22 protein-coding genes and 1 pseudogene are annotated in these 23,668 nt (G+C 73.3%); 8 read left to right on the forward strand and 15 right to left on the reverse strand.

Going from position 1 to position 23,668, the window contains the following annotated elements; translation table 11 throughout:
- Complete coding sequence (locus OC439_RS15770; protein ID WP_262014068.1) at positions 1-1,131, reverse strand: PP2C family protein-serine/threonine phosphatase; 1,131 nt, start codon at positions 1,129-1,131, stop codon at positions 1-3.
- A 95-nt stretch (positions 1,132-1,226) separates the two neighbouring features.
- On the opposite strand from OC439_RS15770, the gene OC439_RS15775 reads away from it, so the two are divergent.
- The gene (locus OC439_RS15775; protein ID WP_262014069.1) at positions 1,227-1,742 is read left to right on the forward strand and encodes a MarR family winged helix-turn-helix transcriptional regulator; all 516 of its coding nucleotides are present in this window, start codon (positions 1,227-1,229) and stop codon (positions 1,740-1,742) included.
- Between the two features lies 1 nt (position 1,743).
- On the opposite strand, the gene OC439_RS15780 is transcribed toward OC439_RS15775, so the two are convergent.
- The 3 genes from OC439_RS15780 to OC439_RS15790 form a co-directional block, all read right to left on the reverse strand.
- Positions 1,744-2,781, reverse strand: a complete 1,038-nt coding sequence (locus tag OC439_RS15780) for a B12-binding domain-containing protein (RefSeq protein WP_262014070.1) — start codon at positions 2,779-2,781, stop codon at positions 1,744-1,746.
- Positions 2,778-4,295 (reverse strand): PP2C family protein-serine/threonine phosphatase, encoded by a 1,518-nt coding sequence (locus tag OC439_RS15785; protein WP_262014071.1) that lies wholly within the window; start codon positions 4,293-4,295, stop codon positions 2,778-2,780. Before OC439_RS15785 ends, OC439_RS15780 begins: the two co-directional genes overlap by 4 nt.
- A 282-nt stretch (positions 4,296-4,577) precedes the next feature.
- Complete coding sequence (locus OC439_RS15790) at positions 4,578-5,837, reverse strand: ROK family protein (protein ID WP_262014072.1); 1,260 nt, start codon at positions 5,835-5,837, stop codon at positions 4,578-4,580.
- Positions 5,838-5,890: 53 nt separating this feature from the next.
- Between OC439_RS15790 and xylA the strand changes: the two genes are divergently transcribed.
- The 3 genes from xylA to OC439_RS15805 are packed head-to-tail and all read left to right on the forward strand — an operon-like array spanning position 5,891 to position 9,998.
- A complete protein-coding gene (xylA, locus tag OC439_RS15795; protein ID WP_194800659.1) occupies positions 5,891-7,078 on the forward strand; it encodes a xylose isomerase in 1,188 nt (395 codons plus the stop codon).
- Between the two features lie 11 nt (positions 7,079-7,089).
- The gene (gene xylB / locus OC439_RS15800) at positions 7,090-8,508 is read left to right on the forward strand and encodes a xylulokinase (protein ID WP_262014073.1); all 1,419 of its coding nucleotides are present in this window, start codon (positions 7,090-7,092) and stop codon (positions 8,506-8,508) included.
- Positions 8,509-8,564: 56 nt separating this feature from the next.
- Entirely contained in the window at positions 8,565-9,998 is a 1,434-nt protein-coding gene (locus tag OC439_RS15805; RefSeq protein ID WP_262014074.1) for an MFS transporter, read from the forward strand.
- Positions 9,999-10,056: 58 nt separating this feature from the next.
- Here OC439_RS15805 and OC439_RS15810 read toward each other — a convergent pair whose 3' ends face one another.
- The 5 genes from OC439_RS15810 to OC439_RS15830 all read right to left on the reverse strand — a co-directional run bounded on the left by OC439_RS15810 (position 10,057) and on the right by OC439_RS15830 (position 16,294).
- Positions 10,057-11,700: a glycoside hydrolase family 13 protein gene (locus OC439_RS15810; protein WP_262014151.1), complete on the reverse strand. Its 1,644-nt coding sequence runs from the start codon at positions 11,698-11,700 to the stop codon at positions 10,057-10,059.
- A 41-nt stretch (positions 11,701-11,741) separates the two neighbouring features.
- Positions 11,742-12,812 carry a LacI family DNA-binding transcriptional regulator gene (locus tag OC439_RS15815; protein ID WP_262014075.1) on the reverse strand — a complete coding sequence of 357 codons (1,071 nt, stop codon included), beginning with the start codon at positions 12,810-12,812 and terminating at the stop codon, positions 11,742-11,744.
- A gap of 61 nt (positions 12,813-12,873) precedes the next feature.
- Positions 12,874-13,833, reverse strand: a complete 960-nt coding sequence (locus tag OC439_RS15820; RefSeq protein WP_262014076.1) for a carbohydrate ABC transporter permease — start codon at positions 13,831-13,833, stop codon at positions 12,874-12,876.
- Between the two features lies 1 nt (position 13,834).
- On the reverse strand, positions 13,835-14,881 hold the full coding sequence (locus OC439_RS15825) for a carbohydrate ABC transporter permease (protein WP_194800664.1): 1,047 nt from the start codon (positions 14,879-14,881) through the stop codon (positions 13,835-13,837).
- 72 nt (positions 14,882-14,953) lie between these two features.
- Positions 14,954-16,294, reverse strand: coding sequence for an ABC transporter substrate-binding protein (locus OC439_RS15830; RefSeq protein ID WP_262014077.1), 1,341 nt, complete (start codon positions 16,292-16,294; stop codon positions 14,954-14,956).
- 237 nt (positions 16,295-16,531) lie between these two features.
- Between OC439_RS15830 and OC439_RS15835 the strand changes: the two genes are divergently transcribed.
- A complete protein-coding gene (locus tag OC439_RS15835; RefSeq protein WP_262014078.1) occupies positions 16,532-17,308 on the forward strand; it encodes a peptidoglycan DD-metalloendopeptidase family protein in 777 nt (258 codons plus the stop codon).
- Positions 17,309-17,351: 43 nt separating this feature from the next.
- Here OC439_RS15835 and OC439_RS15840 read toward each other — a convergent pair whose 3' ends face one another.
- The 5 genes and pseudogenes from OC439_RS15840 to OC439_RS15860 all read right to left on the reverse strand — a co-directional run bounded on the left by OC439_RS15840 (position 17,352) and on the right by OC439_RS15860 (position 19,770).
- Positions 17,352-17,849 (reverse strand): TspO/MBR family protein, encoded by a 498-nt coding sequence (locus tag OC439_RS15840; protein ID WP_262014079.1) that lies wholly within the window; start codon positions 17,847-17,849, stop codon positions 17,352-17,354.
- Positions 17,850-17,994: 145 nt separating this feature from the next.
- Positions 17,995-18,141: a GPGG-motif small membrane protein gene (locus OC439_RS15845; RefSeq protein ID WP_262014080.1), complete on the reverse strand. Its 147-nt coding sequence runs from the start codon at positions 18,139-18,141 to the stop codon at positions 17,995-17,997.
- Positions 18,132-18,912 (reverse strand): annotated as a pseudogene (locus tag OC439_RS15850) (metallophosphoesterase). Before OC439_RS15850 ends, OC439_RS15845 begins: the two are co-directional and overlap by 10 nt.
- 10 nt (positions 18,913-18,922) lie before the next feature.
- Complete coding sequence (locus OC439_RS15855; protein WP_225319459.1) at positions 18,923-19,132, reverse strand: hypothetical protein; 210 nt, start codon at positions 19,130-19,132, stop codon at positions 18,923-18,925.
- A 56-nt stretch (positions 19,133-19,188) separates the two neighbouring features.
- Complete coding sequence (locus OC439_RS15860; protein ID WP_043328811.1) at positions 19,189-19,770, reverse strand: nucleotidyltransferase; 582 nt, start codon at positions 19,768-19,770, stop codon at positions 19,189-19,191.
- Between the two features lie 149 nt (positions 19,771-19,919).
- Here OC439_RS15860 and OC439_RS15865 point away from each other — a divergent pair, with 149 nt between their 5' ends.
- Entirely contained in the window at positions 19,920-20,651 is a 732-nt protein-coding gene (locus OC439_RS15865) for a dTMP kinase (protein WP_262014081.1), read from the forward strand.
- On the opposite strand, the gene OC439_RS15870 is transcribed toward OC439_RS15865, so the two are convergent.
- Positions 20,636-21,313: an SDR family NAD(P)-dependent oxidoreductase gene (locus OC439_RS15870; RefSeq protein ID WP_262014082.1), complete on the reverse strand. Its 678-nt coding sequence runs from the start codon at positions 21,311-21,313 to the stop codon at positions 20,636-20,638. The two genes, OC439_RS15865 and OC439_RS15870, sit on opposite strands and share 16 nt — an antisense overlap.
- Before the next feature lie 268 nt (positions 21,314-21,581).
- Between OC439_RS15870 and OC439_RS15875 the strand changes: the two genes are divergently transcribed.
- Together OC439_RS15875 and murQ are read left to right on the forward strand one after the other, a co-directional pair.
- On the forward strand, positions 21,582-22,496 hold the full coding sequence (locus tag OC439_RS15875) for a MurR/RpiR family transcriptional regulator (RefSeq protein ID WP_262014083.1): 915 nt from the start codon (positions 21,582-21,584) through the stop codon (positions 22,494-22,496).
- Positions 22,493-23,440 carry an N-acetylmuramic acid 6-phosphate etherase gene (gene murQ, locus OC439_RS15880; RefSeq protein WP_135241720.1) on the forward strand — a complete coding sequence of 316 codons (948 nt, stop codon included), beginning with the start codon at positions 22,493-22,495 and terminating at the stop codon, positions 23,438-23,440. The genes OC439_RS15875 and murQ overlap by 4 nt, the downstream gene beginning before the upstream one ends.
- The last annotated feature ends 228 nt before the right edge of the window (positions 23,441-23,668 follow it).

A 23,668-nucleotide genomic window follows, 5' to 3' on the forward strand; every position in this document is an offset into this window, starting at 1 on the left:
TCAGGGCTGCGGCCCCAGCCAGTCCAGGCAGACCACCACGGCGTCGTCGACCAGGTCACCGGCGACGAACGCCCGCAGGTCGCCGATCAGCGACCGGACCGCGTCCAGCGGCTCCATCGGGCCGGTCCGGCGCAGGAACCGGTCCAGCGCCACCTCGCCGTAGCGCACCTGCTCGGTGGCGGCGTCGATCACGCCGTCGCTGACCACGAAGAGCCGGTCCTCGCGCTCCAGCCGGAACCGCTGCGGGCGGTAGTCGGTGCCCTCGAACATGCCGAGCGGGAACTGCTTGTCCAGCTCCTGCTCGGTCACCGCGCCGTTCCGCAGCCGCAGCAGCCGCGGCGAACCGGCGTCCACCACTGTCATCTCGCCGGAGGCCAGGTCCAGCTCGATCAGGAGCACCGAGACGTGCTGTTCGCCCCGGTGCTGGGCGTAGATGGCCTGGTCGGCCAGCGCGGCCTGGTCGGCCAGGTCGAGCCCGGCCCGGCGCGCGTTGCGCAGCGCGTACGTGGCCAGCGAGGCGAGCAGCGCCGCCGCCACCCCTTCGCCGTAGCCGTTCAGTACCGCCAGCCAGAGCCGGTGCCCGTCGTCGGACCAGTCGAAGCTGTCCCCGCGCACCGCGTACGCCGGCTCCAGCTGCCCGGCCAGGCTGAACGACGGCCGGATCCGGCTGCGCCCGGGCAGCAGCTCCCACTGCATCTCGGCGGCCAGCGTGAGCCGCCGGCTGCGCCGGGCGGTCCGGTAGATGTCGGTGGTCGCCATGACCGCGCTCAGCTCGTGCCCGAGCACCGTGGCGATGGTGTCCAGCTCCCGGCGGGCGTCCGGGTCGGCGGGCACCGGCGAGACCTTCAGCACGCCCCGGCGTTCGCCGCGCATGCCCACCGGGAACCAGCCGACGCCGTCGGCGATCACCGGCTCCTGGTGGTCGAAGGCGCGCCAGGCCGGGTGGCCGGGCCCGGTGACCGACGGCCCGTCGTCCAGCGGCAGCAGCTCGGCGAGCCGGTAGTCGACCTGGTAGAGCTCGGTGTGGGTGACGCCGTACGTGCGCGCGAGCTCGGCGGCGAGCCGGTCCACGATGAGGTCCGTCGGCGCCTCGGTCAGGACCCGGCGCGCGTGGCCCTCCGCTCCGCTCATCTTTGCTCCTTTGCACAGGTCGCCGGGCAGATCCGGGGGGTAGTCTCGGCCCCACCATGACCGAAGAGCGCAGTCCCCGGGAACCTGATACGAGTATGTCCGCCGCCCTGGACGAGGCGGCAGGCACCTTGCTCGCCGTCTGGGAGGCGGCCCGGGAGCGCACCACCAGCCGGCTGTCGAGTGCCCAGCTACGCGCGATCATGGTCGTCGAGCAGTATGACGGCATCAACCTCCGCCGTCTCGCCACGCTCACCGACATGTTGCTCTCCTCCGCCAGCCGGCTGTGCGACCGGCTGGTCGCGGCCGGAATGCTGGAGCGCGAGCCGGGCCGCTACGACCGGCGGGAGATCTCGCTGCACCTCACGCCCGCCGCCCTCCGGCTTCTCGCCGAGCTGCGTGCCGACCGGCGGCACCGGCTGGAGCGGATCCTGGCCGGGATGAGCCCGGAGGGCCGGGCCGCGCTGGTACGCGGCATGCGCGAGTTCGACGAGGTGGGCCGGCGCGGGGAGGCCACCGTGGCGGAGGGCTGGCCGATGCTGCAACCCTCCGGGGAACGGATCGGCGACCCGGCCCGGCCGTCCGGCGGACCTCCGGTGCCGCGTTCCGCCTGACTCAGCCGGCGGGGCCGGGATCGTCCGGCGCCGCTTCGCGGGCGGCGCGCAGCCGGGCCACCACCCGGGGATGCTCGGTCAGCGCCCGTTCCAGCGTGTCGAGCACCCGGTCCAGCAGGGCCCGGCCGCCGCGGGAGGTCAGCGCCTCCTCCTGCCACCCGACGAAGTCGCGCAGCAGCCGGTCGTCGTCCACGCGTACGGCCGCGATCAGCGCGTCCACCAGGTGCGCGATGCCGGCGGCGACGTCCTCGGCGTTCTCCGGCGGCGGGTCCACCGTGGCGAGCGCGAGCCGCACCAGCTCACGCCGCCGGTGCAGCACCGCCACGTACGCGTCGTCGGGCGGGGGCGGCGGCGCGCCGGTGTGCGCGGCAGACAGCGGCCGCTCCAGCAGCTCCACCGCGTCCCGGGCGCTGGCGCCCCAGCCCGCCGCGCCGATCGCGGTGGCCCACCGGCCGTCCGGGCCGAAGCCGGGACCACCGGCGAGCACCGGCACCCCGGCCGCCCGGCTGGCCTCCACCATCCGCGCCGCCCGGACCAGCCGGTTCGGCTGCACGCAGCTCAGCAGCACCGCGTCCGGACCGGTCTGGTGCAGGTAGGAGACCAGGTGCCGGGCCGGCACGCTGGCGCCGAGGAACGTCACCCGCCAGCCGGCCGCCCGGACCACCTCGGTGACGATGCGGGCGGCAAGCGCGTGCCACTCGCCCTCCACGCACGCCATCACCACGTGCCCGCGTCGCGGTGGGCCGACCGTCGCGCCCAGCGCGTCCACCACCTGCTCGCTGACGTGGGTGGCGGCGTGCTCCTGGGCGATGCTCCACGAGCCGGTGAGCCAGCGCCGGCCGACCTCCCGCTGCGCCACCGCGACCAGGTCGACCAGGACGTCCGCGACCGAGAACCCGTCCGCGAGCAGGCCGCGCGCCAGCGTGACCGCGCCGGCCCGGTCGGCGGCGTCCAGGTGATCGAGGTACGCGACGAGCGTGTCCGGCCCGATCCGGCGCTCGGCCGCGGGGGTGGGGCGGTCCGGCGGCGGCGGTGTCACCCGGCCGCCACGGCGAGCATGGCGATGTCGTCGTGGGGCTGCCCGTCCAGCCACTCGTCGACGAGCTGGAGCACCCGCTCGACGAGCGCGGCGGGCGGAAGCCCGGTGCCGGTGACGAGCGCCTGACGCAGCCGGGCGTCGCCGAACATGGCCGGCTCGGTGGGGCCGCCGCGGGCCTCGGTCACCCCGTCGGTGTACGCCAGCAGCAGGTCACCCGGCGCCAGCCGTACCTCGGTGCCGGTGAACCGGGCGTCGGTGAGCGCGCCCACCGGCATGCCGCCCACCCGGACCGTCTCCACCCCGCCGCCGGCGCGGACGACGAGCGGGGACGGGTGCCCGCCACCGGCGAGCCGCACCAGCAGCCCGCCGTCCGGCTCGCGGCGCAGCGCGCCCAGCAGGAGCGTGGTGAACTGGGCCCGGCGGGCCGCGTCGGGGGCGTCCAGCAGCGCCCGGTTGAGCAGCTCCAGCAGCTGCCGGGGGCGCTGCTCGACCAGGCGCAGGGTCTGCAGCGACTGGCGGACCCGGCCGGTCAGCACTGCTGCGCCGACACCCTTGCCGCAGACGTCACCGAGCGCGAACAGGCCGCCGTCGCCGGTGGGGAACAGGTCGTAGAAGTCGCCGCCGATGCGCAGGCTGTCCCCGGCGGCGCGATAACCGCCGGCCAGCGTCATCCCGCGCAGGCGCGGCAGCTCCGGCGGGAGCAGGCTGTTCTGCAGCACCCGGGCCAGGTGGGCCTGCTCGCCGTACAGCTCGGCGGCGGCCAGCGCCGCGCCGGCCCGCCCGGCGAACTCCCGGGCCAGGCCGATCTCCCGCCTGTCGAAGCCGGGCCGCTCCGGGCGCCGGGCCAGCACCAGCGCGCCGGCCGGACCACCGGCGCTCGGCATCGGGCTGATCAACACGGTGCCCGGACGGCCGAACCCGGCGGGCAGCATCTCGGCCAGATCGGCCAGCTCGGCGTCCAGCCAGGGACTCGGTTCGGTGAGGTCGCCGTCGAGCGCCTCGACCAGGCCGGGTACGGACTCCACTGTCGGCCAGCCGGCCAGGCCGGTGACCGGGCCGGGATCGCCTGTGGCGTACCGGATCCAGTGCGGCTGGTCCTCGGCGGGCGGCGGCGGGCGGTGCACCACCACCGCGACGTCGGCCAGGTAGGGCACCGGCAGCGTCACCGCGGTGCGCAGCGTCTGCTCGCGGTGCAGGGACAGCCCGAGCCGGCTGCCCGCCTCGGCGAGGAACGCGGTGCGTGACCGTTCGGCCAGCAGCGCGTCGGTACGCGCGTGTTCCTCGGTGACGTCGCGGACGTACCAGGCGCTGCGGTCGTCGGCCAGGGGGCGCCGCACGCCGCGCAGCCGCCGGCCGTGGTGGTCGGTCTCGAACGCGTCCGATCCGGCGGTGGCCGCGTCGGCCAGCGCCGGCACCCGGCACGCGGCCAGGTCGACGCCGGGCGCCACCTCGGGGAGCAGATCGGCGGCCATGGCGTTGACGAGCGTCACCACGCCCGCGTGGTCGACTGTCACGACGGCCTCGGCGAGCCCGTCCAGCAGTTCCCGGGCCAGGTGGTCGTCAGCCGGCAGTGCGACCCCGGCAACCCGCCGGGGCCGTTTCCGCGAAGCGTGTCCACCGCCGCTGACCGGCCCCGCGACACCGCCCCGGCGCGCGGCGGTCACCTCCGGTGGCCGGGCGCTTCGGTCGGTCGACCCGTGCGCATGCTGTCGGTGCACCCCTCACTCGGCGGACAGGTTGCCTGGCGGCAAGCGTACCGAGCGCAGGCACGGAATGCCCGTCGAGGATCATCCGGGTCAGCCGGCCCGGGCCAGCCACCCCACCGGCCGGTCGACGATCCGGCGGACCACCGAGCCGGCTCCGCCGACCGCGGCGGACTGCGCCCCGAGCACTGCCGGGCGTACCGTCACCGGTGCCCAGGCGGCGGTGAGCACCCGCCGGGAGACCTCCGCCTCCACCGTCGGCCGCAGCCAGGGCGCGAGCCGGGCGTATCCGCCCCCGAGCACCACGGTGTCCAGATCCAGCAGGTTCACCACGCCCGCCACGGCGACCCCGAGGGCGGTGGCGGCGTCGGTCAGGGCGGTCAGCGTGGCCGGGTCGCCGGCCTCGGCCAGGTCGGCGAGCCGGGCGGCGGCGGTGTCAGCCGGCAGTTCCGCGCCGGGCAGCCCGGCGGCGGCGAGGATCGCCTCCTGGCCCGCGTACCGCTCCAGGCAGCCCTGGCCGCCGCAGCGGCACGGCCGCCCCTGCGGCTGCACCGGGAAGTGACCGATCTCTCCGCTCCAGCCGCGCGCGCCCCGGTAGAGCGCGCCGTCGAGCACGATCCCGGCGCCGATGCCGATCTCGCCGGTGACGTGCAGGAAGCTGCGCGGGCCGGCCGGGCCCGCGTACAACTCGCCGAGGGCGGCCAGGTTGGCCTCGTTGTCGACCACCAGCGGCGGCACCCCGTCGACCGGCTCGGCCAGCGGGTGCCCGGCCAGCAGCGCCGGCACGTCCACGTCCCGCCAGCCGAGGTTCGGCGCGAGCCGGACCAGGCCGCCGTCGCCCACCAGGCCGGGCACGGCGAGCGCCGCGCCGGCCAGGGTCAGCCCGTCGCGTACGGCGGCGGCGCGCGCCTCGGCGGCCAGCGCGGCGAGCCGGGCGAGCGCGTCGGCGGGGGAGACCGGGCGCAGGTCGGCGCGGCGGACCAGGTGGTGCCGGACCGTGCCGGTCAGGTCGACGACGCAGGCCGCCAGGTAGTCGACGTTCACCTCCAGGCCGAGCCCGGCCGGGCCGTCGGAGGCGAGCACCAGTCCGCGGGCCGGGCGGCCCGCCCCGGTGCGCGGCTCCGGCTCCGCCTCGGCGACCAGCCGGCCGGCGATCAGGTCGTCCACCACGGCGGAGACGGTGGCCCGGGTCAGGCCGGTGTCGGCGGCGATCCCGGCGCGCGAGGGCGGCCGGTCGGCGGCGGCGATCCGCCGCAGCACCACCGCGAGGTTCAACTCGCGCAGGCTGCCCTGCCGGACCGCCCCGGCGGTGCTGGTGCTTGTCACCTCTTGACACTGCCACATCGCCGCCATTTAATTCAACCGCTGAACAAATCGCGGACGACACCACCACCTGGAGGTCTGCCATGGCACCCCGCCCCACCCCCGCGGACAAGTTCTCCTTCGGTCTCTGGACGGTGGGCTGGCCGGCCCGTGACCCGTTCGGCGACGCCACCCGCCCCGAGCTGGACGCCGTCGAGGCGGTGCACCGGCTCGCCGAGCTGGGCGCGTACGGCATCACCTTCCACGACGACGACCTGGTCCCGTTCGGCGCGGACGCCGCCACCCGCGACGCCCGGCTGAGCCGCTTCCGCAAGGCGCTCGACGAGACCGGCCTGGTCGTGCCGATGGTCACCACCAACCTGTTCAACCACCCCGTGTTCAAGGACGGCGGCTTCACCAGCAACGACCGCGACGTACGCCGGTACGCGCTGCGCAAGGTGCTGCGCAACATCGACCTGGCCGCCGAGATGGGCGCGAAGACGTTCGTCATGTGGGGCGGCCGGGAGGGCGCCGAGTACGACGTCGCCAAGGACGTCCAGGCCGCGCTGGACCGCTACCGCGAAGCCGTCGACCTGCTCTGCGAGTACGTCGTCGACAACGGCTACGACCTGCGCTTCGCCCTGGAGCCCAAGCCGAACGAGCCCCGGGGCGACATCCTGCTCCCCACCGTCGGCCACGCGCTCGGCTTCATCTCCACGCTGGCCCGCCCGGAGATGGTCGGGCTCAACCCGGAGGTCGGGCACGAGCAGATGGCCGGGCTGAACTTCGCCCACGGCATCGCCCAGGCGCTCTGGCAGGGCAAGCTGTTCCACATCGACCTCAACGGCCAGCGCGGCATCAAGTACGACCAGGACCTGGTCTTCGGCCACGGCGACCTGCTCAACGCGTTCGCCCTGGTCGACCTGCTGGAGCACGGCGGCCCGAACGGCGGCCCGGCCTACGACGGCCCGCGCCACTTCGACTACAAGCCGTCCCGCACCGAGGACATGACCGGCGTGTGGGCCTCCGCCGAGGCGAACATGCGCACGTACCTGCTGCTCAAGGAGCGGGCCGCGGCGTTCCGCGCCGACCCGGAGGTGATCGAGGCGCTCGCCGCCGCCCGGGTGGCCGAGCTGGCCACCCCGACGCTCAACCCCGGTGAGGGCTACCGCGAGCTGCTGGCCGACCGGACCGCGTTCGAGGAGTTCGATCCGGAGGCCGCCGGGGCGAAGGGCTTCGGCTTCGTCCGGCTCAACCAACTCGCCGTCGAGCACGTGCTCGGCGCGCGCTGAGGCGGGCCGCCATGCCGCTCGTCGCGGGGGTCGACTCGTCGACCCAGTCCTGCAAGGTGGTCGTCCGGGACGCGGAGACCGGCGAACTGGTCCGGCAGGGCCGCGCGCCGCACCCGCCCGGCACCGAGGTCGACCCGTACGCCTGGTGGGAGGCCCTGCGAGCGGCGGTGGCCGAGGCCGGCGGCCTGGCCGACGTGGCCGCCGTCTCGGTCGGCGGCCAGCAGCACGGCATGGTCTGCCTGGACGCCTCCGGTGAGGTGGTTCGGCCGGCGCTGCTGTGGAACGACACCCGGTCCGCCGACGCGGCCCGGGACCTGGTCGAGGAGGCCGGCGGCGGGGAGACCGGCCGCCGGTTCTGGGCCGAGGCGACCGGCGCGGTGCCGGTGGCCAGCTTCACCGCGACGAAGCTGCGGTGGCTGGCCCGGCACGAGCCGGACAACGCCGACCGGGTCGCCGCCGTCTGCCTGCCGCACGACTGGCTCACCTGGCGGCTCGCCGGCGCCCCCGGCCTGGACGCGCTGCGCACCGACCGGGGCGACGCCAGCGGCACCGGCTACTGGTCGCCGCGCACCGGCGAGTACCGGCTGGACCTGCTGGAACGGGCCTTCGGCCGGCGCGTGACGGTGCCGGTCGTGCTCGGCCCGGCCGAGGCGGCCGGGCACCTCGACCCGGCCGTGTTCGGCGGCGGCGCGGCGGGCCCGGTCCTGCTCGGGCCGGGCACCGGGGACAACGCCGCCGCGGCACTCGGCGCCGGAGCCGGCCCGGGCGACGTGATCGTCTCGATCGGCACCTCCGGCACCGTGTTCGCGGTGGCGGACACGCCTGCCGCCGATGCGAGCGGCGCGGTGGCCGGATTCGCCGACGCCACCGGCCGGTTCCTGCCGCTCGTGTGCACGCTCAACGCGGCCCGGGTGCTCGACGCCGCCGCGACGCTGCTCGGCGTCGACCTCGACACGTTCGGCGAACTGGCCCTGTCCGCCCCGCCCGGCGCGGACGGGCTGGTGCTCGTGCCGTACCTGGAAGGGGAGCGGACGCCGGACCGGCCGCACGCCACCGGCACCCTGCACGGCCTCACGCTCGGCACCTCGACCCCGGCGCACCTGGCCCGGGCCGCGGTGGAGGGCATGCTCTGCGGGCTGGCCGACGGCCTGGACGCGCTGATCGCGCAGGGCGCCCGCGCCGACCGGATCATCCTGGTCGGCGGCGGCGCCCGGTCCGCTGCGGTACGCCGGATCGCGCCGCAGGTCTTCGGCCGCCCGGTGGTGGTGCCGCCGCCCGGCGAGTACGTGGCGGACGGCGCGGCCCGGCAGGCCGCCTGGGTGACGCTCGGTGGCGACACCCCGCCCGCCTGGTCCATCGGCGACACCGAGGAGTACACGGGCGAGGCGGTCCCCGCCATCCGCGAGCGCTACGCCGAGGCGCGGGGGTGACGCCGGCACGGGGGGTCGTGCTGCGCAGGTGACACGTACCTGATTTGCTGCCCGGCATGACGGGCACCAGGATCTCCCGGCGCGGGAACGCGGCACACCGGTTCTACAGCGTCGTGGTCTTCGTGGTGCTCGCCTCGCTGGACAACGTGGCGATCGGCCTGGTGCCCCCGCTGTACGGACCGATCTCCACCGCCCTCGACGTACCCCAGCGGATGCTCGGCCTGGTCACCGCCGTCAGCTTCCTGGTCAGCGCCGTGGCGGCGGTGGCCTGGGCGTACGTGGGGGACCGCACCAACCGCAAGCCGCTGCTCATGGTCGGCACGCTGCTCTGGGCCGCCGGCACCGCCGGCAGCGCGCTCGCCGGGGGGTACGCGACGTTCCTGATCGCGCAGTTCGTCGGCGCGGTCGGGCTCGGCGCGGTGGGCTCGGTCGGTTTCTCCGTGGTCACCGACCTGATCTCACCGCGCCGCCGCGGCCTGGTGATGAGCTTCTGGGGGCTGTCGCAGGGCGTCGGCACTCTGGCGGGGACGCTGCTCGGCGGCGTCCTCGGCGCGACCGACTGGCGGCGGCCGTTCCTGATGCTGACCGGTGTGGGCCTGGCCGCCACCGTGGCGTACCTGTTCACCTACGACATCCGGCGCGGGCAGAGCGAGCCGGAGCTGGCCGGGGCGATCGACGCCGGGAACGAGTACGACTACCGGATCAGCCGCGCCGACCTGCCCCGGATCCTGGCCCGCCGGACCAACCGCTGGCTGATCCTGCAGGGGCTGACCGCTCAGGCCGCGTTCGGCTCGCTGGTCTGGCTGCCGGTGCTGTTCAGCCAGCGGGCCGAGGCGCAGGGCTACTCACCGGCCACGGCCGTGGTGGTGGGCAGCGTCTTCGCCACCCTGTTCCAGCTCGGCGGCGTGCTGTCCATCGTGGGCGGGCTGGTGGGCGACGCGCTGCAACGGCGTACGCCGAGTGGCCGGGCCATGGTCGCTGCTGTCGGCATTCTCGCGGCGCTGCCGTTCTATCTGGTCCTGTTCTTCGTGCCGATCCGCATCGACGTGCCCGACGGCGCCGGCTCCGGCGCGGTGGTGACTGCCGTGCTGTCCAGCGTGCTGACCGAGCCGTCGGTGGGGCTGAGCCTGCTCACCGCCGTGGTGGCGCTGGCGCTGACGTCGGCGAACTCGCCGAACTGGTTCGCGCTGATCGCCGACGTCAACCCGCCCGAGCACCGGGGCACCGTCTACAGCCTGGGCAACCTGGTGAACGGCGTCGGCCGGGCTGCGGGCAACGGGCTGGTGGGGGTGGCGTTCGCCGGGTTGCGGGCGGCCTTCCCGCCGCCGCTGAACTACGCGGTCGGGCTGGCCGCGTTCCAGCTCTTCTTCATCCCGACCGGGATCATGTACTGGCTGGCCGCACGTACGTCGCCGCGGGACATCGCGCAGGTGCACGACCTGCTGCACGCCCGCGCCGACCGCCTGGAGGAAGGAAGGGCCCCTTCTTAACGGTGAGTGTCAAGAAGGGGCCCTTCCTCTACCGGAGGCGTTAATAAGGGGCCCTTGCTTACACCCGGAACCAGACGGTGACGTCCGTGGGGACCGCGTCAGCGTCGAGCGGCGCGCTCGACACCAGCACCTCGGCGCCGGCCGGCAGCGGCGCCGGGTCGGCGCCGAAGTTGGTCAGCACGGTGAGGTCGCCGTTGGTGAACGTGAGCACCTCGTCGCCGGAGGACAGGAACCGCAGCGGCCCCCGGGCCAGCTCGTGCTCGCGGCGCAGCCGCAGCGCGGTCCGGTACAGCTCGTACGTCGACCCGGGCACGCCGCGCTGCCGGTCCAGCGCGTACTCGGCCCACACCGGCGGCTGGGGCAGCCAGCTCGCGTCGGTCGGCCCGAAGCCGTACGACGGGGCGTCGGCCTCCCACGGGATCGGCACCCGGCAGCCGTCCCGGCCGCGCTCGGTGTGCCCGCTGCGCTTCCAGGTCGGGTCCTGCCGGGCCTCGTCGGGCAGCGTGGTGTGCTCCGGCAGCCCCAGTTCCTCACCCTGGTAGAGGTAGGCGGAGCCGGGCAGCGCGAGCATCAGCAGGCTGGCCGTCCGGGCCCGGCGCAGGCCCAGCGCGGCGTCCGGCTGCGGGTCGTCCACGCCGACGCCGTTGGCCCGGCCGCCGCCGGTGCCGAGCCCGAGCCGGGAGGCGTGCCGGACCACGTCGTGGTTGGACAGCACCCAGGTGGTGGGCGCGCCGACGGAGTCGGTGGCCTCCAGCGAGCGGGTGATCACGGCGTACTGGGCCGGCGCGGTCCAGGCGGCCAGCAGGTACTCGAAGTTGAACGCCTGGTGCATCTCGTCCGGGCGCACGTACCGGGCCAGCCGCTCGGCCGGCTCCACCCACGCCTCGGCGACGAGGATCCGCTCACCGGGGTACGAGTCGAGCACCCGCCGCCACTCCCGGTAGATCTCGTGCACGCCGTCCTGGTCCCACATGGGCGGGCGCGGCTTGTCCACCTCGCTGCCGGAGAGGATCTCCTGCGGCTCCTGCCAGTCGGCCAGGTCGGCCTGCTTGATCAGGCCGTGCGCCACGTCCACCCGGAAGCCGTCCACGCCCCGGTCCAGCCAGAAGCGCAGCACGTCGAGGAACTCCTCGCGCACCTCCGGGTTGTCCCAGTTGAGGTCGGGCTGGCCGGAGTCGAACAGGTGCAGGTACCACTGCCCGTCCGGCAGCCGGGTCCAGGCGGGGCCGCCGAACACGCTCACCCAGTCGTTCGGCGGCTCGGCGCCGTCCGGGCCCTTGCCGTCGCGGATGACGTAGCGCTGCCGCTCCGGGCTGCCCGGAGCGGCAGCGACGGCCGCGGTGAACCAGCGGTGTGCGGAGGAGGTGTGGTTGGGCACCAGGTCGACGATCACCCGCAGCCCGCGCGCCTTCGCCTCGGCGATCAGCTTGTCGGCGTCGGCGAGCGTGCCGAACAGCGGGTCGACGTCGCGGTAGTCGGACACGTCGTACCCGGCGTCGGCCTGCGGGGACGGGTAGAACGGGGACAGCCAGAGCGCGTCGACTCCCAGCTCGGCGAGGTGGTCGAGCCGGGACGTGATGCCCGGCAGGTCACCGATGCCGTCGCCGTCGGAGTCGGCGAACGAGCGCGGGTAGACCTGGTAGATCACCGCCTCGGTCCACCAGCCGGTGCCGGGGGTCTGCTGCGTCGCGTCGGTGTTCAGCGCCTTACTCCTGTCTGGGTGGTGCGGGACCAGCGAGTTCTTCAGTGTGCCCGGGGCGGCGCGGTCGATTCGCGCACCACCAGGCGAGTGGGCAGGATCACCGGGGGCGGCGTCCCGCCGTCGGTGTCGGGGCCGCGCGGGGCGGGCACCAGGCCGGGGTACGGCGCGGAGGCCCGTACGCCGAGCGGGTCGAGCAGGATGCGGGCGGCGAGCAGGCCCTGGTCGGCGGCCGGCTGGGCGATCGTGGAGAGCCCGAGCACGCCGGCCAGGTCGTGGTCGTCGATGCCCATCACGCTCACGTCCTGCGGCACCCGCAGCCCGGCGTCGCGCAGCGCGGTGATCGCGCCCATCGCCATCTCGTCGCAGGCGGCGAAGATGGCGGTCGGCGGCTCGCCCCGGGCCAGCAGTTCCGCGGTGGCCCGGGTGCCTCCGTCGATGGTGAACCGCGACTCGACGTCGAGGCTCGGGTCGGGCCGCAGCCCGGCGGCCCGCAATGCCTCCTGGTAGCCGCGCCGCCGGTCCAGGTGGGTGGTGAAGGCCAGTTCGTCGTCCGGGTCGCCGGAGATGTGCGCGATCCGGGTGTGGCCGAGGTCGAGCAGGTGGCGGGTGGCGGTCCGGGCGGCGGCCACGTCGTCGATCCGGACGCAGGGCCACCCGGGCACCTCGCTGCCGGAGCTGATCGTCACGCCCGGCAGGTCCAGCTTCGTCAGCGCGTGCACGTCGGCCGCGCGCAGCGGGGTCGCGACCAGGATGATCGCGTCCACCCGCTTGTGCAGGCTCGCCGTGCGCAGCACCCGCTGCCGGGTGCGCTCCCGGCCGCCGAGGTTGTAGAGCAGCAGGTCGTAGCCGCTGTCCTGGAGGAACTCCTCGACCGCCTCGACCACCGTGCCGAAGAACCACCTGGTGATCCGGGGTACCACCACGGCCACGGTGCCGGTCCGGCCGCCGGCCAGCCGGCTCGCGCTGGGCGACACCGCGTACTGGAGCTGTTCGGCGGCGGCGAGCACCCGGCGGCGGGTCGCGGCCGAGACCGTCGGCAGGCCTCGCAGCGCCCGCGAGACGGTGGCCGTGGAGACCCCGGCCAGGCGGGCGACGTCGTCAATCTTGGTCATCGTGAGCTCCCCGCTGTGACCCGGGCCCCGCCGCCGGCCGTGCCGGCGGCGGGGCACCGGATCAACCCTTGACGCTGCCGGCGAGCAGACCTCGCACGAAGAAGCGCTGAAGGGACAGGAACACGATCAGCGGTACGACGATCGACACGAACGCGCCGGCCGTCAGCCGCTGCCACTCGTTGCCCCGGGTACCGGCCAGTTCCGCGAGCCGGACGGTCATCGGGGCGGTCTCGTCGCCGCCACCGGCGAAGATCAGCGCGACCAGCAGGTCGTTCCAGACCCAGAGGAACTGGAAGATGCCGAACGCCGCCAGCGCGGGCATGATCAGCGGCAGCACGATGGTGCGGAAGATCTTCGGGTGGGTGGCGCCGTCGACCCGGGCCGCCTCCATCAGGTCGCCGGGGAGCTGCGAGATGAAGTTGTGCAGCAGGAACACGGCGAACGGAAGCGCGAAGCAGGTGTGCGCGAACCACACCTGGGCGAACTTCTGCTCGTCGACCAGGTCCCACGCGGGCATGATCTGCACGCCGGCGACGGTGACGCCGGTGGAGAAGAACCGCAGCAGCGGCACCAGGGCCATCTGCAGCGGCACGATCTGGAGCGCGAAGATGCCGATGTAGACCCAGTCCCGCCCCTTGAAGTTCATCCACGCCAGCGCGTACGCGGCGAGCGACGCGAAGGCCAGGGGGAAGAGCACCGAGGGGATGGTGATCGCCAGCGAGTTGATGAAGTAGCTGGCCAGCTGCCCGGACGAGCCGCGGCTGAACAGCACCTCCTGGTAGTTCTCCAGCGTGATCTGCGGGTTGGTGAAGAACGTCCACCACCCGGTGGTCTTGATCTCGTTCTCCGGCCGGATCGAGGAGATGAACAGGCCGAAGGTCGGGATCGTCCAGAGCATCGCGATGACGATCGACACGATCGTGGCGGTACGGCTGTTCAGGCGCTTGCGCACCCGGGCGCCCCGGGTGGTCGGTTCGGTGGCCTGGGCGCCGACTCCGACGGTGGGCGTGGCGGTGGTCATCTCAGCCCTCCCGCTGCTTGCGCAGGTTGCGGATCTGGTAGATCACGATCGGGATCACCAGGACGAACAGGAACACCGCCAGCGCCGAGCCCTGACCGTTCTCCTGGTAGCGGAACGCCTGGTTGTACATCTCGGTCGCGATCACGTTCGTGTCGTAGTTGCCGTTGGTGGCGGTCCGGACGATGTCGAAGACCTTGAGCGTGGCGATGGAGATCGTCACCACCACGACGATCAGGGCCGGCCGGATGCTCGGAATGGTGATCCGCCAGAACATCTGCCACGGGGTGGTGCCGTCGAGCCGGGCCGCCTCGACGATGTCGGCCGGGATGGCCTTGATCGCCGCGGAGAGCACCACCATCGCGAAACCGGCCTGGATCCACACCATGATCGCGATGAGCAGGAACGTGTTCAGCGGCGAGTCCAGCAGCCACTGCTTCGGCTCGCCGCCGAGGCTCACCACGATCTGGTTGAGCAGGCCGATCTGGTCGCCCTCGCCCCGGTAGGCGTAGACGAACTTCCAGATGATGGAGGCGCCGACGAACGAGATCGCCATCGGCAGGAAGATCAGGGACTTGGCGACCGCCTCGAACCGGGCCTTGTCCACCAGGACCGCGTAGATCAGGCCGAACGCGGTGGCCACCAGCGGCACCAGCAGCACCCAGATCAGCGTGTTGATCAGGACCCGGACGATCGAGTCCTCGGCGAACATCCAGCGGTAGTTGTCCAGGCCCACCCAGTTGTTGCTGCCGGAGTCCATGAAGGAGAGCAGCGTGGTGCGGACGGCGGGGACCACCAGCCCGACGGCGAGCAGCAGCAGCGTCGGCAACAGGAAGAAGAACGCGAACGCGCCCTCGCCCCGCTTGCGCGGCCGGGCCAGCGGCGCGCCGCTGGCCGAGGCCGCGACGAGCTGCGCCTCCCGGCGCCGGGCGAAGTACGACGGCACCACGTCGAGGAGCAGGAGCAGCCCGCCCACCACCGCGACGAAGGCGATCAGCCCGTACATCAGCATGAGGAACTTCGGCTGCTCCGCCGCGAAGTCGAACTCCATCGACCCTCCTTCAAGGGTTCGGCTAGCAGAGGTGGCCCGGTCCGGAGGAACCGGACCGGGCCACCTGCTAGATCACTTCCAGCTGCCCTCGATGTCGTTCAGGACGGCGGTGGTGTCCTTGCCGTTGATCCAGGCCACCATGCCCTTCCAGAAGGTGCCGGCGCCGACCGCGGCCGGCATCAGGTCCGAGCCGTCGAAACGGAAGACCGTCTTCTCGTCCTGGAGGATGCCCACGGAGAGCTTGTCCACCGGGTTCGGGACGTTGTTGATGTCCAGCTTCTTGTTGGCCGACACCCAGTCGCCGATCTTGGCGCGGCTGTTGGCGTACTCGCCGGAGGCCAGGTAGGTCTGCACCGCCTGGACCTCGGGACGGTCGGCGAAGGCCGCGACGAACTCGCCGCCACCCAGGACCGGCTTGCCCTTCGACGGGTCGATGGCCGGGAAGTAGAACGCGAAGACGTCGCCGTCCTCGGCCACCTTGGTGCCCTCGGGCCACTGGTTGGCGTAGAAGGACGCCTGGCGGTGCAGCGCGCACTTGCCGGCGGTGATCGGCGTGCCGCCCTCCTGGAAGGAGGTGGTGGCGATGCTCTTCACGCCGCCGAAGCCGCCGTTGACGTACTTCTCGTTCTTCAGGATGGTGCCGGCCCGGTTGAGGGCGTCAGCCACCTGCGGGTCGTTGAACGGGATCTCGTGGGTGGTCCACTTGTCGTAGACGTCCGGGCCGCCGGTGCGCAGCAGCACGTCCTCGATCCAGTCGGTGGCCGGCCAGCCGGTGGCGTCACCGGACTCGATGCCGGCGCACCACGGCTTGGTGCCGCTGGCAGCGATCTGGTCGGAGAGCTTGATCATGTCGTCCCACGTGGTGGGGACGGTCCAGCCCTTCTCCTTGAAGGTCTTCGGCGAGTACCACACGAAGGACTTCACGTTCGAGCCGAGCGGAGCGCCGTAGAGCTGGCCGTTGACGGTGCTGTACTTCAGCCAGTCGGCGGAGTAGTTCTGCTCGGCCATCGCCTTGGTGTCGGCGCCGACCGGCTTGAGCTTGCCCGAGTCGACGAACCGCTTCAGCAGACCCGGCTGCGGGATGAACGCGAGGTCGGGCGCGTTGCCGCCGTCCACCCGCACGGGCAGCTGGGCCTCGAACTCGCCGGAGCCCTCGTGGTCGATCTCGATGCCGGTGCAGTCCTCGAACTGCTTCCAGGACTGCTGGAGGCGCTCGTCCTCGATGTCACGGATCGAGGAGTAGATCGTGACCTTCTTGCCGTCGTGGCCCTCGTACTTCTCGTATGCGCCGCACTCGGCCGAGCCCGCGTTGCTGCTCTTCTTGTCGTTGCCGGTGCCGCAGGCGGCGACGCCGAGCGTCAGCCCCAGGACGCCGGCGACCGCGAGCGCCTGGCGCGATCTGGCAAACGCCATGCCGATCTCCTTCCTTGCCGGCGCGTGGGGGGATCGAACCCGCGCCGGTCCGATGGTCGTCCTCACATGTAAGCGCTTGCATCGTGTCGGGTCCACCCCTGGCCGGACACGGCCCGGTAACAATCCCGAAACCCTGGCCACCGGGGGTGGGTGCGCTCCCACGAAACTTCCCGGGAACGGAACTTTCTGTCAGGATGTCCGCATCATATTGAAGACTTTCAACATTGGAGGCAGTGGATGCGTAAGCGATGGCTCGCCCTCGGGGCGAGCGCCGCGGTCCTGGCGGCGACCCTCGTGCCGGCCGCGCCGGCGATGGCCGCCCCGACGTTCAAGGTCCCGTTCCCGTGCAACCAGTCCTGGTCCGGTCAGACCCGGACCAACCACAGCCCGGCCAACGCCATCGACTTCAACCGCACCGACGACCTCGGTGACCCGGTGGTCGCGAGCGCGCCCGGCACCGTCGACGTGGTGACCAACCTCGGCGACACCAGCTACGGCAAGTACGTCCGGATCAACCACGGCGGCGGCCACACCACCTACTACGCCCACCTGAACGCCTTCAACGTCTCCGTCGGGCAGACGGTCGGCTACGGCCGGGTGATCGGCTACGTCGGCACGACCGGCGGCTCCACCGGCCCGCACCTGCACTACGAGCAGCGCATCGACGGCAGCGCCGTGAAGATCAAGTTCAACGGCGTCCAGGCGCTCTACTGGGGCACCAAGACCTACACCAGCGACAACGGCTGCGGCGGGACGAACACCGGCGAGGGCACCGTGAACACGGCCGGCTCCCCGCTGACGGTCCGCTCCGGTCCCGGCACCGGCTACAGCTCGGTCGGCACCGTGGCCGACGGGGCGAAGGTGACCATCCAGTGCCAGACCAGCGGCACCAGCGTCAGCGGCACGTACGGCACCAGCTCGATCTGGGACCGGATCGGCTCCGGCCGGTTCATCTCCGACGCCTACGTCTACACCGGCTACGACGGCTACATCCCGGGCGTACCCCGCTGCTGAACCCGGCGGGCGCGGGAGCCGGCGGCCCCCGCGCCCGTACCGGTCAGGAGTTCAGGCGCCACACCGCGAAGTTCAGCGCGGACGCGAACGTCACCCAGGCCCAGTACGGCAGCATCAGCAGCGTGGCCGGCCGGGAGACGCGCCGGAACAGGGCCACAGTCACCCCGATCGCCAGCCACATCAGCACGATCTCGGCGAACGCCAGCCCGTACGCCCCGGCGCCGAAGAACAGCGGCGTCCAGATCGCGTTCAGCACGAGCTGCACCACCCAGGCCCAGACCGCGGGGCCGAACCCGGCCCGGCGCCAGACCAGCCAGCCGGCGATCGCGATGAGCACGTAGAGCACGGTCCAGACCGGGCCGAACAGCCACGACGGCGGCGCCCAGGCGGGCTGCTCCAGGCTCTGGTACTCGGCGGAGGTGCCCTGGACACCCAGCCCGCCGATCGCGGCGGCGGCGAAGGTGGCGGCGCCGAAGCCGAGCAGCGCCCACCACGTGCGGGCGCCGGTGGTACGCCGGGCGGCACTCTGCGACATCTCCATGGTCGAGATGTTTCCGCTCGACCGGCCCGGCAAACGCCCGGGCGCCGCCGGACGCGGAAAAGCCGGGGTCACCCGGCCCGGGCGTTCCGGTCCGGCAGGACGGAACACCCGGGCCCGGCGACCCCGGCGGGTACGGGAACCGCTGTTACGTGCTGAAGATGCTGACGCCACCCGGGCCGACCAGCAGGCCGACGACGATGAGGACGATGCCCCAGAGGATCTGCCGGCGGAACAGGGCGAGAATTCCGGCGACCACCAGTACGACTGCGAGAATCCAGAGAATCAGCTCCATGTCGGCTGAATACCCGTGCGCCCGATACCGGAAACCTCCCGGTCAGTCGAGCTGATCACCGCCCAGGTGGAAGACGCTGTACGCCTGTTTGATCACCGGGTGGGCCACGTTGCGGACCCGTACCCCGCCCGGTGTGGTGCCGCGCTCGGTGCCGTGATGGGCGTGCCCGTGCAGCGCCAGCGCGGTGGGTGCGGAGTCGATCGCCTGGCCGAGCTGGTAGCAGCCGAGGAACGGGTAGATCTCCAGCGGCTCGCCGGCGAGCGTGTCCGGTACGGGGGAGTAGTGGGTGAGCGCGACGAGCGCGTCGCACTCCAGTGAGAGCAGCGCGTCGGTGAGCGCGTCGGCGCTCTCCCGGGTGGTCCGCACGAACGCCTTCATCTCCGGCTCGCCGAAGTCGCTGGCGCACCGCCCGGCGAACCCGCCGCCGAACCCCTTCACGCCTGCCACTCCGAGCCGCCCGCCGGGGGTCTCCACCACCGTGCCGGTGCCCTCCAGCACCGTGATTCCGGCGTCCTCCAGCACCTTCACCACCTGCGGCACCTCGTCGCACTGGTGGTCGTGGTTGCCGAGCACGGTGATCACCGGTACGCCGAGGTCGCCGAACTCCTGGGCCACGCACCTCGCCTCGGCCTCGGTGCCGTGCCGGGTCAGGTCACCGGCGAGCAGCAGCACGTCGGCGCAGCCGGGCAGCTCCTCCAGCGCCGGGCGGAACCGGCCCACCACGTCCTGGTCCAGATGCACGTCGCCCACGGCGGCGATCCGGATCACCATCGAACCTCCCTCACGGCAACTCCTCGACCTGGGTGGGCGCCTGCGTGCGGATCACCCCGATGTCGCTGGTCACGTGGGTGTCCGGGAAGCGCTCGGCCACCCGGCGCAGGATCTCCTCCCGCCGGTGCGGGCTCTCCACCTCGCCGTAGAGCACCAGCCCGTTCTCCCGCCGCACCACGGTGATGCCCTGCTCGGCCACCGTCGGGTCCTCGGCCAGCATGCTCTGGATCTCCGCCTCGACGTACTCGTCGGGGGGAACGTCGCCGGACAGTCCGGTCACAGGGTCTCCCTTCCGCCGGGCGCGCCGCCGGGCAGCACGTCCAGCCGGTCGAGCAGCACCAGGAACGCCTCGGCGTACGGCGAGTGCTGCGTCTCCTTCCGTACCCGTTCCCAGTCGATCTGTTCCCGCAGCGAGCGGGCCAGCGGCAGGGCGCGGGCGAAGTCGCAGTAGTGCTGGGAGAAGCTGAGCAGCTTGTGCACCATGAGCTGGCTGGCCGACAGCACCGGCATGTGGATCGCGTCCACCGGGCGCACGATCGTGTCGGCGAACGTCTCCTCGGTGACCGGCGTCTCCACCGGCCGGTGGATCAGGTCCACCATCCGGTCCTCGTCGTAGACCTTGACCAGCCAGTCCTCCGGCGGACGCTCGGCGGTGAAGCCGGCCTCGACCAGCGCCTCCAGCGCCCGGTCCACGTCCGCCTCGCGGAGCAGGAAGTCCACGTCGTGGTCGCTGGAGTGGCCGCCGTGCGCGTACACCGCGAAGCTGCCACCGAGTGCGAACGGGATCTCGGACTGTTTGAGCACGGCGGCGACCTTCTTCAGCGTGTGCACCAGGGTCTCGTCCCCGCGCTCGGCCATCTGCGGCTCCCTCGTCGTCATTGGGCGGTGGGACCACGATGCGTACCCGGCGGACGCTCCGGTCACACCTGTTGCGGCGCGATCGACCCGTCAGGGCAGGAAAGCGACATACGGGCCGGTGTGAGCATCGGTCGGATAACCTCGGGAGGGTGGCCAGCTCACTGCGGACGCGCCGGGGCAGGGCCCGACTGCGTGCCGTCGCCCTGATCGGCATCGACGGCTCAGGTAAGACCACTCAGGCCCATCGGCTCGCCCAGGCGCTCACCGCCGCCGGCCTTCCCGCCACGTACCACCGCAACGCCGGTGGCCGGCGCTGGCTCGGCCGCATCGCGCAGCGGGTCGGCCGTCCGGACGCGCAGCGGCTCGTCGGGCGCGACGGCCTGCTCGTGGTCGAGTCGGTGCTGCGCTGGCTGGCCATCGCGCTCGCGCTGCTCAGCTGCCTGGTGACCGGCCGGACCGCGGTGATGGACAGGTGGTCGGCCTGCCAGTACGCCAGCATCCGGGCGCACGGCGGGCAGCGGTGGGAGCGGCTGGCCCGGGCCGGGTACCGGATCTTCCCGGCGCCCCGGGTGACGTTCCTGCTCACCGTCGACCCCGCCGAGGCGTACCGGCGGATCGAGCGGCGCGGCACCGACCACGAGACGATGGCGTGGCTGACCGCCGCGGACGCCGCCTACCGGGAGCTGCCGGAGTACGGCGGCTTCGTGGTGGTGGACGGCAACGGCCCGCCGGAGGAGGTGGCCCGCCGGATCCGGGCACACCTGAGCGAGTGGCTGCCCGACGACCCGTCCGCCGGTCCCGGTCCGGCTCCGGCCGGCCCGCGACGCCCGGCCGGTGGCGCCGGGCGGGACGGGCCGGTGCCGGTTCAGGCCCGCCCGTAGACCGGGATGCTCGCGCCGCTGGTGGGCGCGGACTCAGGGGAGGCCAGGAAGCGGATCACCGCGGCGATCTCGGCCGGCGGCACCCAGCGTGCATGGTCGGCGTCGGGCTGGGCGGCGCGGTTGGCCGGGGTGTCGATGACGCTCGGCAGTACCGTGTTGCACCGCACGCCGCGCTGCCGGTACTCGACCGCCACCGTCTCGGCGAACGCCCGTACCGCCGCCTTGGCGGTGGCGTAGCCGGAGGCGCCGGGGAACGGCGAGAGCGCCGCCCGGGCCGAGACGCAGACCACCGCGCCGTCGCCGGACGCCACGAGGTGCGGCAGCGCGGCCCGGGTGACCAGGTACGTGGGGCGCAGGTTGAGCCGCAGCATCCGTTCGAAGTCCTCGACCGGGGTCTCGTGCACCAGGCCGCCGGCGGCGTACCCGCCGACGAGGTTGACCACCGCGCGCAGCGGCTCGGCCGGCTCGGCGGTCGCCGCCTCGACCGCCCGCGCGGCCCCCTCGGGCGTCAGCAGGTCGGCCACGACCCGGACCGGGCCGTCGTCCGCCCCGGGCTCCCGCTGGGGTACGACCACCCGCCAGCCGGCGTCGAGGAAGGCGGCGGTGACCGCGCCGCCGAGCCCACCCGTGCCTCCGGTCACCAGCACCGTGCGTTCCGTCATGGACACACACGCTAGCCAACGGCTGCGCCGACCGACCGGTGACCCGTACGCGCCGTCCGTGCCGCCCGGCCGAGGCCGACCAGGCAGGCCGTGCCGCGCGACGGCGGACCGGCACGTCGGGCGGCAGGAGTGACTCGACCGGACCGGATGAGGCAGTGGGGCTGCGACAATGGGATCCTTGGCCCGGGGGCGGGTACGGAAGACAGTAAATTTCCCGATACGCGGTGTCATGGTTGACGCTCACGCCTCGTGAAAGTAAGTTTCATCCGTGGCGAAGAGTCCGAAGATTTCTGCGAGTCACGAGACCGGTGGACTGATCGTCCACATCAGCGGCCTGCTGCCCTCGCTGTCCCCGGCCGAACAGCGGGTGGCCCGGCTGGTCGTCGCCGATCCGGCGGATGCGGCCCGGCGCACGATCACCGACCTCGCCACCGCCGCCGAGACGTCCGAGGCGACGGTGATCCGCTTCTGCCGCTCGGTCGGCATGGACGGCTACCCGCAGCTGCGGATCCGGCTCGCCGCCGAGGCCGCCCGCCGGGTCGAGCCGCCGGACGCCCGAGTGGTCGGCGGCGACATCCCGCCGGGCGCGGACCTCGCCCAGATCATCGCCACGATCGCGTTCAACGACGCCCGGGCCGTCGAGGAGACCGCCGAGCAGCTCGACCCGGCGGTCTGCGAGCAGGTGGTCGAGGCGATCACCGCGGCCGGCCGGATCGACGTCTACGGTGCGGGCGCCAGCGGCTTCGTCGCCTCCGACTTCCAGCAGAAGCTGCACCGCATCGGCCGCATCGCGTTCTACTTCCCGGACGTGCACACCGCGCTCACCTCCGCCGCCCTGCTGGGTCGCGGCGACGTCGCGGTCGGCATCTCGCACACCGGCACCACCTCCGACGTGATCGAGGTGCTGGAGCAGGCGCGGGCGCGCGGTGCCACCACCGTGGCGCTGACGAACTTCCCGCGCTCGCCGATCACCGAGGTCGCGGACCACGTGCTCACCACCGCCGCCCGGGAGACGACCTACCGCTCCGGCGCGACAGCGAGCCGGCTGGCCCAGCTCACAGTGGTCGACTGCCTCTTCGTCGGGGTGGCCGCCCGCAGCCGGGCCCGGACCAAGAAGGCCCTGGAGGCCACCGCCGAGGCGGTCCAGTCGCACCGGGTCGGTCCCGGGCGGAGGCGGGGATGACGGCGGGTCGGGTGGAGCGGGACGGCGTGGCGGCGGTACGGCCGGTGGTGCGCGTCGGCGCGCCGACCGAGCGGCGCAACCCGCACAGCGTAGACCTCGACCTGATGTCCACCCGGGACGTGCTCACGGTCATCAACGAGGCGGACCGGCGCGTACCGGCCGCCGTCGCCGCGGTGCTGGACGAGATCGCCGAGACCGTCGACCTGGCCGTGGCCGCGCTGCGCGACGGGCACCGCGTGCACTACTTCGGCGCCGGCACCTCCGGGCGCCTCGGCGTGCTCGACGCCGCCGAGCTGGCGCCCACGTTCAACTCGCCGCGGCACTGGTTCTGCTCGCACCTCGCGGGCGGCCCGGAGGCGATGTGGCGCGCCGTCGAGGACGCCGAGGACGACGAGCGCGGTGGCGCCGCCGACGCCGCCGAGTGCGTACGCCCCGGCGACCTCGTGGTGGGCCTCGCGGCCAGCGGGCGCACCCCGTACGTCCTCGGGGCGCTCGCCGCGTCCCGGGCGCAGGGGGCCGGTACGGTGCTGCTCTGCGCGAATCCGGAGGCCGAGGCCGCCGCGTCGGTGGACGTCTTCATCGGTGTGGACACCGGACCGGAGGTGGTCACCGGGTCGACCCGGATGAAGGCCGGCACGGCGCAGAAGCTGGTGCTCAACACGTTCTCCACGGCCGTGATGGTGCGTCTGGGCCGGGTCTACTCGAACCTCATGATCGACATGGTGGCGACGAACGCCAAACTGCGTGGCCGCATGATCTCGATTCTCGTGGAGGCCACCGGCTGCGCCGAGGAGGTGTGCCGGGTCGCCCTGCGGGAGGCCGACGGCGACCTCAAGACCGCGCTCGTGGCGCTGGTGTCCGGTGCGGAGGTGCCCGCCGCCCGGGCCGCGCTGGCCCGCTCCGCCCACCAGGTACGCGGCGCGCTCGCCCTGCTCGCCTCCTGACCGTCTCCGGCCCCGGCCGCGAGCCCGGCCCGTCCCGGTCCGTCCCGCCCCGTCCGCCCGATCCACCCGCCCGGCGCATCCGCCCGGCGCATCCGCCCGGCGGGTGCGACGCGTATCACGTGCGGGAGGGGGACGACTCCTCCCGCACGGATTGTTCAACGAGGCGGAGGGTAATCCTTGAGCATGGCTGAACCGACCGGTCCCCAGGCGCGTATCTCGCAGTGACCA

This window comes from Micromonospora sp. Mcm103, from assembly GCF_024519755.1.
Taxonomy (GTDB): Bacteria; Actinomycetota; Actinomycetes; order Mycobacteriales; family Micromonosporaceae; genus Micromonospora; species Micromonospora aurantiaca.